The organism is Butyricimonas sp. Marseille-P3923 (assembly GCF_900184685.1).
In the GTDB taxonomy this organism is placed as follows: domain Bacteria; phylum Bacteroidota; class Bacteroidia; order Bacteroidales; family Marinifilaceae; genus Butyricimonas; species Butyricimonas muris.
In genome coordinates this window covers 181,213-195,785 of sequence record NZ_FXXL01000005.1, presented here as the reverse complement: position 1 = coordinate 195,785, position 14,573 = coordinate 181,213, and the positions used below count along the sequence as shown (strand labels likewise).

At 42.9% G+C, this 14,573-nt stretch carries 10 protein-coding genes; all 10 read left to right on the top strand.

The annotated features are described in order from the left end of the window. Nucleotides 1-56 precede the first annotated feature (56 nt). Complete coding sequence (locus tag CS948_RS04445) at nt 57-602, top strand: RNA polymerase sigma-70 factor (RefSeq protein WP_099290803.1); 546 nt, start codon at nt 57-59, stop codon at nt 600-602. 78 nt (nt 603-680) lie between these two features. Next, nucleotides 681-1,844: a FecR family protein gene (locus CS948_RS04440; RefSeq protein ID WP_099290519.1), complete on the top strand. Its 1,164-nt coding sequence runs from the start codon at nt 681-683 to the stop codon at nt 1,842-1,844. A 105-nt stretch (nt 1,845-1,949) separates the two neighbouring features. Continuing rightward, entirely contained in the window at nt 1,950-5,516 is a 3,567-nt protein-coding gene (locus tag CS948_RS04435) for a SusC/RagA family TonB-linked outer membrane protein (protein WP_099290518.1), read from the top strand. Nucleotides 5,517-5,537: 21 nt separating this feature from the next. Continuing rightward, nucleotides 5,538-7,034, top strand: coding sequence for a RagB/SusD family nutrient uptake outer membrane protein (locus CS948_RS04430; protein ID WP_176554915.1), 1,497 nt, complete (start codon nt 5,538-5,540; stop codon nt 7,032-7,034). Between the two features lie 10 nt (nt 7,035-7,044). Further along, nucleotides 7,045-7,953, top strand: a complete 909-nt coding sequence (locus CS948_RS21850) for a hypothetical protein (RefSeq protein ID WP_255301853.1) — start codon at nt 7,045-7,047, stop codon at nt 7,951-7,953. A 9-nt stretch (nt 7,954-7,962) separates the two neighbouring features. Next, complete coding sequence (locus CS948_RS04425) at nt 7,963-8,961, top strand: TlpA disulfide reductase family protein (RefSeq protein WP_255301852.1); 999 nt, start codon at nt 7,963-7,965, stop codon at nt 8,959-8,961. 116 nt (nt 8,962-9,077) lie between these two features. After that, on the top strand, nt 9,078-10,778 hold the full coding sequence (locus CS948_RS04420) for a S8 family serine peptidase (protein ID WP_099290516.1): 1,701 nt from the start codon (nt 9,078-9,080) through the stop codon (nt 10,776-10,778). An 18-nt stretch (nt 10,779-10,796) separates the two neighbouring features. After that, nucleotides 10,797-11,930, top strand: coding sequence for an aspartyl protease family protein (locus CS948_RS04415; RefSeq protein WP_099290515.1), 1,134 nt, complete (start codon nt 10,797-10,799; stop codon nt 11,928-11,930). Between the two features lie 3 nt (nt 11,931-11,933). Beyond that, nucleotides 11,934-13,205 carry a thioredoxin domain-containing protein gene (locus CS948_RS04410; RefSeq protein WP_099290514.1) on the top strand — a complete coding sequence of 424 codons (1,272 nt, stop codon included), beginning with the start codon at nt 11,934-11,936 and terminating at the stop codon, nt 13,203-13,205. Nucleotides 13,206-13,934: 729 nt separating this feature from the next. After that, nucleotides 13,935-14,486, top strand: coding sequence for a sigma-70 family RNA polymerase sigma factor (locus tag CS948_RS04405; protein WP_099290513.1), 552 nt, complete (start codon nt 13,935-13,937; stop codon nt 14,484-14,486). Nucleotides 14,487-14,573 lie beyond the last annotated feature (87 nt).

Genomic DNA, 14,573 nt, shown 5'->3' with positions numbered 1-14,573 from the left:
ATACTCAAAATTTATTCGCATATTTGCTACGCTTTGAGGTGAGTAAAGAAGCAGTTATGAACAGGAATTACAGTATTATATTGGGTAACGGTACACGTCTTGATTTCAAGAGCGTGTTCAATCAATATTTCAATACTTTAGTTCTTTTCGCTGGTCGTTATCTGGGAGAGAGGGAAGAATGTGAGTCACTGGTGCAGGATACTTTTCTGGCTTTGTGGGAGAATAGACGGGAATTTCCGGATGAGGTTTCGGTGAAGGCTTATCTTTATACCACGGTGCGCAACAAGGCGTTGAATGTGTTGAAGCATCGTAAAGTGGAGCGGGAATACGTGAATGATATGCTACGGGAGGAGGACACCGAACTTTATTACATGAAGTCGGTGATAGAGGAGGAAACCCGACGGTTGATATTCACGGCGATTGATTCTTTGCCCGAACACAGCAGGAAAGTATGCTTGTTGTATATGGAAGGAATGGATAATCAGGAGATTGCCGAGGAACTGAAGATCACGTTGAACACGGTGAAATTCCATAAAAAGAATGCTTATAAATTGTTGCGTGAGAAATTAAGGGATAACTTCTATCTTCTGTTTTTTATTTAAGACATTTCAAATTTTTTCTCTTTTTCACTACCCGTTTTTTCTTCTCGGTTGTTTTTGTAGTGTAAATGCAATAAATATATGACAAAAAGATATATTCAGATAGCGGATTTAATCTACAAAGTAAAAATAGGGATTGCTACCGATGAGGAAAAACGGGAGTTGTTCGCTTGGGTGGATGAGTCTGATTTTAATCGTCAGCTATTTGACGAGTTGTCCGAGGGAAGTGCGTTGAGCAGGAGTTATGACGAGTATCGTGCGATTCACCGGGAAGAGGTATGGCGTCGGTTGGAGCAACAAATTGCGCCCCGTCACCGGAACTTGTCGTGGCGATGGATCGGTTATGCGGCTTCCGTGATTGTGCTGGTTGCAGCGGGATGGTTCGCTGTCATGATGACGGGACGGGTAGATGAGCAAAAGGAGGTGAAAAAGGTGGTGGCGATTGTACCGGGAGAGCGGAAAGCTATTTTGCATCTGGAGACGGGCAAACAAGTTGTCTTGGGGAAAAATAGCGGAGTGATCGTGAACGACAGCCTGTCCGGGAAAATCGAGCAAATAGATAATACTTTGGTTTATCAAGCGGAAACCGATGTGCAGGCGGAAAAGCTGAACGTGTTGGACGTCCCGAAAGGGGGAGAGTTTAACGTGACCTTGGCTGACGGAACGAGGGTGTGGCTGAATGCCGGGTCGAAGTTGACTTATCCGGTTGCTTTCGTGGGGAATGAACGACGGGTAATACTCCGGGGAGAGGGGTATTTTGAAGTAAAAAAAGATGACACGAAACCCTTCCGTGTAGAAGTAAACGGGATGATGGTGACGGTGTTGGGTACTTCCTTTAACTTGAAATCGTTCCCTTCTGAAGAGCGGACGACCGCTACCTTGCTAAGTGGAAAGGTGGAGGTGAAAACGCTATCGGAGAGCGTGATTCTTGAACCGAACCAACAGGCGGATTTGATTGTCGGGGAAAATAAACTGGAGGTACGGGAAGTGGATGCCGAGGCGTATCGGGCATGGACGAAAGGACAGTTTGTCTTCCGTCGCGAGCGTTTGGAGTCTATTCTGGACGATGTCGCACGGTGGTATAACGTGACTGTATTCTACGAGCAGAGCCGGGCGAAGGATATTTTGTTCTCCGGTACAATGGAAAGATATTCCGATATAGTGGAAACTTTGAGGATGTTGGAGAAAACAGGTAAAGTATCATTTACAGTGGATGAACAGAAAATTATTGTGAGAATTAGATAAAAAACAAAGACGTGCGCCAACACGTCCTTGCTTAAAGTTTCATGATTGTTTGCTTGCGCCAACAAGCTTACAACCGAGTTTAATCTTAATAATTAGTACAAAACTATGAAAAAAAAGCGAGAATCGAGTTTTCTCGGCAGGAGAAAAATGCAAATTACTTTTTTGAAAATGAGAGTGACAGTGTTATTACTTTTGATGAGCGTTCTGCAAAGTATGGCACAGACAGCGAAATATGATATTTCAATGTCAGGCGGGAAGTTAGAGAATGTGTTCAAGCTCATAGAGCAGAAAGGAGAATTTACATTCTTGTATTCGATAGAGGATGTGGAGCATGTTGCGTCAATAAACATCAACGTGAAGCAAGCTGATTTGAAAGATGTGCTTGATATTTGCCTTGCTAACACAAAGTTGACTTACGAGATTAACGGACATTTGATTGTTATTCGGGTGAGGGATGAGAAACCGGAGGACAAGATGATAGTTATTAAAGGGATTGTGAAGGATAAAAAAGGAGAACCTTTGCCGGGAGTAACTGTCAGAGAAAAAGGCACAACAATAGGAGTTGCTACCGGAATAAAAGGAGAGTTCACATTTACAACCACGAAACGGGATAGTGTGACTTTAATTTTTTCTTTCGTGGGTATGAAAATGAAGTTGGTGACTTGGAAGGGCGAGAAAGAGTTAAAGGTCGTGATGGAGGAAGATGCACAAGAGATGGAAGAAGTTGTGGTGACAGGTTATCAACGGGTTAAAAAATCGAATATGGCAGGTTCCGTGAGTACAATCAAGGCTGAGGATCTGGTGCTGAACGGGACCCAATCTTTAGAGCAAGCATTACAAGGTAAGTTGCCGGGTGTAGTTATCCAGAATCAGGATGGTTTGGTGGGGACACGTCAGAAAGTACGGGTACGGGGAACATCGACGTTGTTAGGTAGTCAGGACCCCGTGTGGGTAGTGGATGGAATTATACAAGAAGATCCGCTTCCTTTTAAAGCGACCGATTTATCAACGTATAATACAAGCCCGGATAATATTGACATGATACGAAATTTTGTGGGTAGTGCCATTTCTTGGTTGAATCCTTCCGATATCAAAGATGTAACCGTGTTGAAAGATGCTTCCGCCACGGCAATCTATGGTGTGAAAGCGGCAAACGGAGTCATCGTGATCACAACAAAGAGAGGGGAGAAAGGGCGGATGTCTATCAGCTATTCGGGTAATTTCTCTATCGGTTCCAAGGTCACGTATGATAAGTTGAATTTAATGAATTCCAAGGAGAGAATTGATGTTTCACGGGAAATGTATGAACGCGGATTAGTCGGCAGTTCATCCTCTTTGGCAAACGTGGGGTACCAAGCTTTGTTGCAACAATATTTGCAGGAAAAAATTTCTTACAATGAATTTAATACCGGGGTAAAGAAATTGGAAGTCATAAATACGGACTGGTTCGATCTCTTGTATGAAAATCCGTTTAGTTATTCCAACAATATCAGTGTTTCCGGGGGGAGTGACAAGACTACGTATTATGCTTCTTTCGGTATTACAAATAATAACGGTACAGCCAAAGGAAATGACTCCGAGAGCTATCAGGGAAGTATAAACGTGAACACGGTTTTCTGGGATAAATTGCAATTCTCGGCTAGAGTTGCCGGTAGCGTTTCAAAAACGAATGGTTTTCACAATAGTATTTCGCCTTATTCCTACGCGTCTACCACGAGCCGGGTTCTTCCCGCGTTTGAAGAAAATGGAGAATTGGCATATTACATCAATCGTGACGGATATAAATACAACGTGTTGAATGAGTTGGCAGAGTCCGGTAACGGGAATACCTCAAATTCATTGAATGTAAATATCGGTTTGAATTGGGAAATTATCAAAGGATTGAAATATGAGATGGCATTAGGGTACAACTATTCTTCCACTCACGGGGAATCTTGGATAACGGAGATGACGCATTTTATCGCGAAAATACGTGGGTATGAATTTGGTATGTATGGTCCGAATGATGATAAATACCAACTTTCAAGATTACCTCACGGGGGACAATTGAACATGTCGGATTCACGCAGCGAGAACTATACTTGGAGGAATCAATTTTCTTACGTGAAGAATTTTGGAAGACATCTGCTTACCGCCACAGTGGGGCAGGAAGTCAACAGTACAAAATATGACGGATTCACGGGGACATATTATGGTTACTTGCCAAAGAGAGGACAGACGATAAAGAATCCGCCTTTGACGACACAGAACGTCGGAAGTATTAGCGAGAACACGTTGTACGCTCAACCGACAACCTCTATTATTGATAACAAGTCTAACAAACTGTCCTTCTACGGCGCTTTTACTTACACTTTCGATGAGCGTTACGTTTTTAATGCCAGTGTTCGGTCGGATGCTTCCAATCGTTTCGGGCAGGACAAGGATGCCCGTTATCTTCCGGTTTGGTCTTTCGGTTTGCGTTGGAATATGGGACGGGAACATTTTTTGGAGGGACAGGATTTCTTGAATGAATTTAGTTTCCGATTGACGTACGGATACCAAGGAAATGCAAGTGAGGCGGCAAGCCCGGATTTGATAGCCAGAATACCGTCCGGGGCTGGAATATCCGGTGCCACGGGTGAGTATTACATGGAAATAAAGAGTTTGCCGAACCCGAAATTGAAATGGGAAAAGACAGCGACAGTGAATGCCGGTGCTGATTTCGTGTTTTGGAAGAATAAAATTAACGGATCGTTCGAGTATTATTATAAAAAGACCACAGACGCTATTATTAATAAAGAGGTTCCTTTTGAGAATGGCGTGTTGAGTATGCCAATGAATGGAGGTTCGTTGGAAAATTACGGTTGGGAATTATCTTTTAGTTTTGCCCCCGTGCGGACGAAGAACTTTATTTGGACCATGGGATTAAATACCTCCAAGAATTATAATAAAGTTACCAGTAAATTGGAATCGAACGAGAACTGGACGCAGGCAGTTGCCGGAAACGTGAACAAGAAAGGTTATCCCGTGTCGGGATTTTGGGCATTCGAGTTTGTCGGATTAGACCCGAAGAACGGAGTCCCTCTGTATAATTTGCCCGATGTCGATACCCCGGAAGCCCGCACGGATGCTACCGTGTATATGAAGTATATGGGAAAGTTAGATCCGGATTTTACTGCCGGATTGAACATGGGATTTAGATTCAAGGATTTAACTCTTTCTTCTTCTTTCTATCTATCGGTCGGAGGTAAAAAGTTTTTAGCGACCATGTTTGATGACGACATAATAAACAGTACCCCGTACGAGTATAATAATTTACCAAAAGATTTAGTAGACCGGTGGCGTAAACCGGGTGATGAAGAACACACGAATATCCCTGCTTTGCCGGAATACAAGAAAACGAATGCCAGTACGAATTTACCTTCCGGGAGTACTTATAGTTACCGGTTGTATAATTACACGGATATCCGGGTTGTGAATGCTTCTTTTCTTCGGTGTAACAATATTTCACTGTCCTATAACTTGTCCAAGGGATGGATCAAGAAGTTTGCTCAAAATGTGGGCTTCTCGTTCAGTGTGTCCAATCCTTTTATGATTGTAAGTAAGGATTTTAAAGGAAAAGATCCTGAAGTTGCCACCGGCTCTCAACCCTTGTCGCAAAATTATACATTCAGCTTGAATTTAAGTTTCTAATGACTATATATGATAAATCGTATGAGAAATATATTATTCTTTCTACTGTTATTGGGATTCGTCGGGTGTAGCGATTTCCTTGAAGAATCCAGTAAGGACCAAGTGCGTCCGTCGACTGTTGACGATTTGATGCAGGTAATGGTTGGAGAGGCATATCCCATGAGCAATTTGCAATATGCTTATATTGATTTTTTTACAGACGATGTGCAATGTAATGGTGCCGGAGGACAGGAAACGCTGGAAAGTTCTGTCGAGAATATATATCCCTTGTTTTCTTGGGGGGATGATATATACGAGAAACTCACTGATAACCGGTATAATACTTGGAAGGTTTGTTATAATAAAATCATGGGGTGCAACACGGTCATGGATTATATGGATCGGGTAAGCGGGGAGGAGAAGACAAAAAATAATATGCGGGGACAGGCTCTTGTATTACGTGCGTATTATTATTTTTTACTGGTAAATTATTACGGACTACCTTATAATTATGGAGATCCGGCTCAGAACCCGGGAGTACCTTTAAAATTGGAGATGGAGGTGAACGATGGCTTCATGGAACGGAATACCGTGGCAGAGGTGTATAAACGGATAGTAACCGATCTGGAAGAAGGGATTAAGCTAGTGGAAGAAAATAGGATAGACATGTCCTTGTATAAAATCAGTGCCTTGGCTGGAAAGTCAATTTTGTGTAGAGTGTATCTTTACATGGAAGATTGGGATAATGTTTTGAAATATGCCAACATGGTGTTGGGAGAGAAGTCCGTTCTAACCTCTTTGGCGAGTGCGACGGAAGATGCCATGCAATATCAGGGAAGCAGTACTTGGAGTGTCTATAATGAATCTACCAGTGATGAAATTATCTGGATGTATGGAGGTCAAGCGGAATCCGCGTGTTATCCCGGAGGGGGCGGTTTGGCAACAGCTCCTTATACCGCGTCGGACGAGTTAATGGATTTGTACGAGTTTTCTGCGGAGAGTGATAATCATTGGGATTTGCGGCGATATATGTATTTTAAATATGAGGCTTGGATGGATTGGTCTACTTTTAGAGCTGTTATTTATCCTTCTTATGGTTTTAAAGGTGGAAAAAATAATAAATGGGCGACACGGGGAATTCGTACGGCAGAATTGTACTTGAATCGGGCAGAAGCGTATGCGCGTAAATTCATGGAAACAGGTGAAGATAATTACCGGACATTGGCCTTGGATGATTTGAATAGGTTGCGTGAAAATCGTTATGATACGCGGAATGTCACTTACACGAAGGTTGATATCGCAGATGCTGACGAATTATTACAGTTCTATAAAGACGAACGCCGTAGAGAGTTATGTTTCGAGGAACATCGTTGGTTTGATCTGCGTCGTTACGGGATGCCTGAATTGACACACGTGTATTTTATTGCCCCGGAATCTAAACAGGAAATCAGCTTGGAGCGGGAAGATCCCCGTTATGTATTGCCGATACCGCAATCCGCTTTAGATCGTAATCCTTATTTGAAACAAAATGAACGTTAATCGAGAAGTTATGAAATTGCATTTTATTTATTTGTTTATATTAGCCGTTTCTCTAGTCGCTTGCGATGATGAGAATGCTTTAACGCCGACAGCAACTCCTGAATTCGGGTATAGCGTGCCTCAGGGAGAGCACGATTATGATGATCGTATTGTGGATTGGAATGAAAGGTGTAATACGTTTATCTTGTATAAATTCGATTTAAAAGAATTGTACTGGGATCTGGACGGTTGGAATGAGTCTGTACCGACTCCGGAAGGCAGCAGTTCTGCATATCCGTACAATAATGGATTGCTTGGAGCCATCGCGGATGAAACTTACGTGGGTGAGCAGTTGGATTTGATTGAAACGTTGTTTCTGGATTTTTATCCGGATTCCACTTTACGTCGTTGTTTACCATTAAAGTTATTGTTATGTAGTGAATTGACTTGGCGTACTGCAAACGGTTCTACCGCATTGCGCAACGTGTATAGCGGGTATGATTTTTTAGCATTTAATTGGGGAAACGAGAATGTTTTGACCATGACAAATACTCAAAAGAATACGTTTAAATATGATGTTAACGATGCTTTTTTGAGTCGGTTGCTGAATAATAGTAAGATCGTGGAAGATGCGGCGTTTTACGATGGAATGAGTTACGAGGAAAGAGTGACGAACGCGAATATGTATGAGCGGGGCTATATAAAATCCGGTACGAAACTGGAAGATGATGTCGAGATTTATATGCGGGCGATCATTCAGACCCCGTATGAAGTTTTAATCGCCGAACCGGCTGCTAACGATTACACGAACAAGGGAATATTGCATGCCAAAAAAGATGTAAATGGTTATATCCGGAAGAAATATGATGTTCTTGTAAATAAATTTAAGGAGAACTACGGGATAGATTTACAAGCTATTGGTAATGTTGTTTTGCAATAATAAAAAAATATGCTGAGAATTGTTTTAGTATTCTTGCTAATCTCGGGAGCGTTTGCTCCCGGGATAGCTCAAACCGATTTTGTGCTATCCGGGAAGTTGCGATTGCTGGAACCTGCGGAAATCAAAGTAACTTCTATTGATGGAAAAGAGATATTATCTATTTCTGTAACCAATGGGAAAGAATTTCGAGCTATGTCCGGAGAAGTCATGCCGGACGTGTATATTTTGAGCGTGGGCAGCACGGAACAACCGATTTATCTGGGTGGTCGGGAGGTAACAATAACAGGATTTTATAATGGAAAGAATCCCGGGAATAGCTCTCTCTCCTTTCATGGGATAGACGATTTTTTAGAATTGTCGAAATGGATACCCACGGAGAAAAATCCGAAGAAAAAGACAATTGCCGAAGAAGTGAAAGGGAAGTTACATGGAACCATGTATAGTGCGTTGGCCTATATTGCCGATATGGAGGCGTATGAACCGAATAAGATGTTATTGGATTTAGTACCGGAAGCTGACCGAAATTCTCTATCTGCGAAATGGCTGGCTCATCGGGTGGATAGTCTGGGAACGTTTGCCGTGGGTGCGGAGGCTTATGATTTCGAGTATGTTGATCCGGAGGGGAAAAGGGTTCGATTGAGTGATTTTCGGGGGAAATTGGTATTGGTTGATTTTTGGGCATCATGGTGCGGACCTTGCCGGCATGAGATGAAAAGTCTTTTACCGATATATAACGAGTTAAAAGGGGATGATTTGGAATTTATCAGCGTGTCGTTGGATAAACGGGAAAAGGACTGGCGTAAGATGTTGGAGGAAGAGAAATTACCTTGGGTGATGTTATGGAATCAAGAGGGGTTCACGATCGGTAATGAACCTAACACGATTCAGAAAGCCTATGGATTTTACGGAATCCCTTTTATCGTTTTGATAGATAAGGAAGGACGGATACTCGCGAGAGGTTTGCGAGGGGAGAAAGTGAAGGTGGCGATAGAGGAAGCCAGAGAGTAATTTACGATTTTAGATTTTAAATTTTAGATTGTGTGATTGTGGATTACTCGATTGTCTATCATTGCGTGTAAATTTTAAAGATTTCGTATTGTATAACAAGATAAATTCTGTAAATGATGAAAAAGTATTTCTTATTATTACTGGTGTGCATCGGTATAGGTAACGTGAATGCACAGTTAATTAAGCAAGATGAGCAGGTACAAAAGAAACAAGCGGATTTGGATTGGTATAATTGTGCTTTTGACCAAGATGGCGTATACGGGGTAGAAGTGAATAAGGCTTATGAATTTCTGAAGGGGAAAAAGATAAAGAAAAGACCGGTTGTCGCTTTAATCGGGACAGGTCTGGACGTGGAGCACGAGGATTTGAAGCAGGCGATCTGGGTAAACCCGAAAGAAAAAGCAGACGGAAAGGATAATGACAAGAATGGTTTCACGGATGATATTAACGGGTGGAATTTCCTTGGAGGTAAGGATGGGCAGGTCATGGAATCCTTGATGCAGGAAGGAGATCGGGAATTTTTGCGTTTGAAAGATAAATACGCGGATTACATGACGAGTAACGGTGAATTTTTTAAGATTATCGACGGGAAACGGACGAAAGTTCCGGCTCCCGAAAATTTGGCGGAGTATTCCTATTACAAGAATAAAGTTGTGCCGGAGTCCAAGCTTGCCGGAACTTACGGGGGATGGAGAATAGGCTATGTGATAGAAGAGTATGCTCAAAAATTCAAGGAGCAGATGGATGCTAAATTCCCCGGGCATAACCATACTTTGGAAGAATTTCAGACTTGCTATGATCCGAAAGCCCCTCAAGATTCGTTAAGCGATGTAGTTTTTACACTGATTGCGTATGGATTTAGTCTATATAAAACGGAGGATTTTGATGTGATTTATAAAAATTTTGTCCAGACATCCGTGCAGAGAGGCAGGGAATCTTACGAGAAAGCGTTGCAAGCATTGGGTAATGACGGGCGTAAGGAGATTGTCGGTGATAATTATATGGATATAAAAGACAATAAATATGGGAATAATGTATTGCTGACATCCGAAGCTGCCACGGGAACCATGCAAGCCGGAATAATCGGAGGAAAAAGAGATAACGGTTTGGGAGGAAACGGTATTATGGATGAGGCTGAAATCATGTGCTTGCGGGTGAGTGGAGGTGCCGGAGAACCTTATTTAAAAGATATGGCTTTGGCTATTCGCTATGCCGTGGATCACGGGGCGGATGTGATCGTGTTGCCCCAACAAAATACATTGTACCCGGAAGGTCAGAAGATTTGGATGAACGAGGCAATTCGTTATGCCGAGGGTAAAGGGAGTTTGGTCATTGTTCCGGTTTGGGAATTGGCGTATGACCTTTCCAAAGTAGAATTTTTCCCGAATCGTTGGATGGATGGAAATAAGGAGTTGACAAATCTAATGGTCATCGCTTCTTCCGATAAAAACGGAAACCCTTCGATGAACTCTAATTACGGGGCGAAAGAACTGGACTTGTTCGCACCCGGTATGGATATCTACGCTGCCTATATGGGCGATACGTACAAAACGGGAACCGGGGCAGGGTTGGCATCAGCCACGGTCGCCGGGGTGGCGGCTTTGGTAAAGGCTTATTACCCGAATCTGATGGGAGCACAAATACGTGAGATTCTTTTGGAAACCGTGACATCCAGAAGGGGGGTGGAAATAGAGAAAGGAATCGTGGTGAATGGCAAAAGAGCTCAGGATTTATTCCTTTTTGATGATTTGTGTTTATCCGGTGGTATCGTGAATGCGTACCAAGCTGTCGTGGCAGCGGATAAACGGAGTAAATAGTCAGTAAACAAGTATCGTATGAAGTATAGGATTATTACTATATGGTTATTTTGCATGATGACTTTTCCGGTAGTGGCACAGCAATACAAGACTGTGCTACCTTACCGGATGGTCGGGGGCAAAATGCTAGTGGAGATGATTATGAACGGGACACCTCGTTCGTTTATTTTCGATACGGGAGGGCGCACGGCTTTAACCGGGGAGATTTGTGAAGAACTGGGATTAACGGTGACGGACTCTCTTGTCGTGACCGACGTGAACAACAACCAAGCGACTTATCCGATCGTGGTTATCGAGAGTCTGCTTACTCCCGACGGGAAAATAAATTTCAAAGGCGTTCCGGCGTTACAATTGGCGCAACCGTCACCTTTCGAATGTTTTCACGCGGATGGGTTGATCGGTAGCGATCTGTTGGCACGTACTATCGTGGAGATTGACGGGAAAGCGAAGACTGTCACGATAACTTCAGCCGAGAAAGCATCCGCTATATCATTGCGAAAAATGCTCCCGTTCGTGAAAGCGGGTATGCCGCTCATCTCGTTGCAGGCGGGAGCGGGGAATAATATCACTTGTTTGTTCGATACCGGATGCCCCGGCTTTTTTTCTTTGAAAAATACGGATTTTGAGGTATTGAAATCAGCCGCGGCGTTTAATATCTTGTCCGAGGGATACGGTGAAGGTTCTATCGGTGTTGCCGGGATGGCTGCCGCGGATGTGTCTTATCGGGTACGATTCCCTTTGATATCCGTGGGAAGTACAAAGTTCAAAAACGTGAGTTCCGAGACATCTACTCCGCCGTTTACTTTATTAGGCGTAAGATTGCTGGATTACGGCAAGGTAACGCTGGATTACCCCCGTGCCCGGTTTTATTTTGAGGCTTATGAGCCGGAGAATGATTTGGGGAGTAAGCACTATAACGTGGCGTTGCGGGTAAAGGATGGTGAGTTGTTCGTGTCTACCGTGTGGAGTGCCATGAAAGGCATTGTCGAGGTGGGCGATAAGGTCACGAAGATTAACGGGAAACCCACGGGTAAATATGACTTCTGCGAGAGTATTATTAACGGCATACCCGAGTTGAAAGCGAAGAAGAAAACCAAATTGACGATCCGAACCCGACAAGGGGAAAAAGTAATCGTTTACGAAAAAGAGTGAAGTATGAAAAATAGAATATTTATATTATTGGCAATAATATCTTTACCCGTGTTGATATTTGCCCAATCCAAGAACACCGCCACGGAGGTGAGGGATTACCGGGAAGTGGACGGTAAAATTATCGTGGAGATGATTGTAAATGGCGAACGGGCTGATTTCGTGTTGGACTTGACGGGACATAACGCTATCTTGCCGGAATACGTGGAGAAATTCAAAATAAACCCGAATCAGCCGGGAGATTTCCGTTATAATACATTCCTTCACAAGAAAGTACCGACCGCTAAAAGTGTTTCAATAAGTACGATTGCTTTCGGGAATAACGTGTTTGGGAATAGCGTGGCGGCATTCGTGCTGGAAGATGAACCTTACTTGCGGAAACTGGGAGTGGCGGGAGTTATTGGTGGAGCTCTGTTCCGTAATGTCGTGTTGACGATTGACGGCAGAAGGAAGAAGATCACGACTTCAGTACCTTATCGCCCTTCATACATGAAATTGGATCATCGGGCGGATTTGGATATACTTCCGGGATCGGTGGTCTCGTTTCCCGTGGCGGTTGACGGTGTGTCGTTGCCATTAGCTTTTGATACATGGAACGAGGGTATGATTGCTTTGACATCATCCGATTATGCCCGAATAAACGGCATAGCCGGGGGCAAGGCCGAATTGTTTAATGGTTATGGAGAACCGGTGGTAACGAATAGTACGAAGTTGGCAAAGAAGTGTACTTTCGTGAAGAATGATTTTTCGGACGTACTCGTGACGGAAAATAAGGATTTGCCCCGTTCCGTGTTGGGAACCGGAATATTAAAAGAGGGGATTATTTCTATTGATTTTCAAAAACAGAAGGTGTATTTCCAATCTTTTGATTTGGCGGAAGTGAAGGATGAGGTACAATCCGGGGCGGAAGTAACGGTAGAAGCGGGCAAACTGAACCCGATCACCCGTGATTATTTTCTCGAACACGTGTATGATTACCGTGTAGGGAAAGAGTTCGTGTTCAAGGGCGACAAGCCTGTCGTGATTGATTTCTGGGCGACGTGGTGCGGGCCTTGTATGCGATTGATTCCCGAATTGGAAAAGATGGCGGAGAAATACAAGGATAAAGTTATATTCTTGAAAGTGAATGCCGATCAAGAGAAGGAATTGTGCAGTATGTTTAATATAGTGGCACTGCCGACTTTGTTTTTTATCCCTGTCGGGGGTAAACCGATTATAGAAACGGGTGCTTTACCGGAAAAATACGAGAAGATTATTCAAGAACAGTTATTGAAGTAGGTGATGTCTAATTGTTCACTCTAGACTTACGCGTGCAAAGTTTGCATGGATTGGGGGTTATGTCTGTAATAGGCATAGCTCCTTTTTTAATTGAGTCCCGTTTTCCCCTGTTTTAAGTATTCGAACGGGCAATACTTGAGAAGTAATGTGGTTGTACGTTTGTTATAGATACAGAGTAGAAACGCTTCGGGGTATATCTACAACGGAGCAATAACGATAGAACACTGGGTGAAGGTGCTTACTTTAAGAGAAAGATGACCTTTATGTTTGGGATTCTTCTTTTTATCAGAATTCGGACAGAATTTGAAGAGAACCCGTTGAAGTCCCGAGTCAAACACGTATTACCTTCGAATCACTCCCGTATCAAAGGCGCTTGGGTGCGTTTTTGATACGGGAGTGATTTAAAAGTGATGCAGTCGTGTACACTGATTCGAGCGGATTTGGCACGGGATATCGGTTGCTTAAAGACGTGTTCATGTCTTAAATAGGGGTGTTCGTGAAAACACGTGGGCTCTTTATGAAAAATGGTAGGAAAAGGGTAAAGCGGGAAGTATATTTGTATAGGAAAAGTTCTTTGACATGTTGATTGATACTATTTGCCGGGGTAGTCGGCAGGAGGAAAGTGTGGGATGTGGAACGTGCCTTGTTGGTAAGAACGGAAAATATTTAGTCGTTTTTTGTGCGAAATTTCGATTATTGCCTATATTTGTTCTGTAACAGTGGTGTATTATGGATACGGTTATCGGAATAAATAACAAGGATCGTCGGATTTTCAAGGTCTTTTTCGAGAAGAACTTCTCGTCTGTGGTAATGTTTGCCAATAAATATATTGATGATATGGAGATTGCGGCCGATATTGCGCAAGAATGTTTTATCCGATTATGGCGTGAGGATTTAACTTTCGAGTCGGAGGATAAGATCAAGGGATTTTTGTACACCACGGCGAGAAATCTTGCCTTGAACGAATTGAAACACGGTGCGATTGTTACCCGTTACGTGCAGAAAGGAATGCTGGAATCCGAAGAATATACGCGGGATAATATAATCGAGGAGGAAGTATACGCTTTGGTTTACAAGGCTATCGACGAATTGGCACCACAGTCCCGCAAAGTGATACTAATGTCACTTCAGGAACTCTCGAACGGGGAGATCGCCGAGCAATTGAATATTTCAATCAATTCGGTTAGGACGTTGAAACAGAATGCTTACAAGAAACTGCGGGGCTTATTGAAAGACTATTTTTATCTTCTTTTCTTGGTGGACTGGACTCGCTTGCCTTGATATTGTATTTTCAATATTTAACATTGTTTTTTTGAAAAGGGATTCATCGATTTCTTTTTTTCAGTTGTTATATGAATATACAATGCG

Coding starts and splice junctions, on each gene's coding strand:
- CS948_RS04420 (WP_099290516.1), top strand. CDS start 9,078: ATGAAAAAGTATTTCTTATTATTACTGGTGTGCATCGGTATAGGTAAC.
- CS948_RS04435 (WP_099290518.1), top strand. CDS start 1,950: ATGAAAAAAAAGCGAGAATCGAGTTTTCTCGGCAGGAGAAAAATGCAA.
- CS948_RS04445 (WP_099290803.1), top strand. CDS start 57: ATGAACAGGAATTACAGTATTATATTGGGTAACGGTACACGTCTTGAT.
- CS948_RS04410 (WP_099290514.1), top strand. CDS start 11,934: ATGAAAAATAGAATATTTATATTATTGGCAATAATATCTTTACCCGTG.
- CS948_RS21850 (WP_255301853.1), top strand. CDS start 7,045: ATGAAATTGCATTTTATTTATTTGTTTATATTAGCCGTTTCTCTAGTC.
- CS948_RS04440 (WP_099290519.1), top strand. CDS start 681: ATGACAAAAAGATATATTCAGATAGCGGATTTAATCTACAAAGTAAAA.
- CS948_RS04425 (WP_255301852.1), top strand. CDS start 7,963: ATGCTGAGAATTGTTTTAGTATTCTTGCTAATCTCGGGAGCGTTTGCT.
- CS948_RS04415 (WP_099290515.1), top strand. CDS start 10,797: ATGAAGTATAGGATTATTACTATATGGTTATTTTGCATGATGACTTTT.
- CS948_RS04405 (WP_099290513.1), top strand. CDS start 13,935: ATGGATACGGTTATCGGAATAAATAACAAGGATCGTCGGATTTTCAAG.
- CS948_RS04430 (WP_176554915.1), top strand. CDS start 5,538: ATGAGAAATATATTATTCTTTCTACTGTTATTGGGATTCGTCGGGTGT.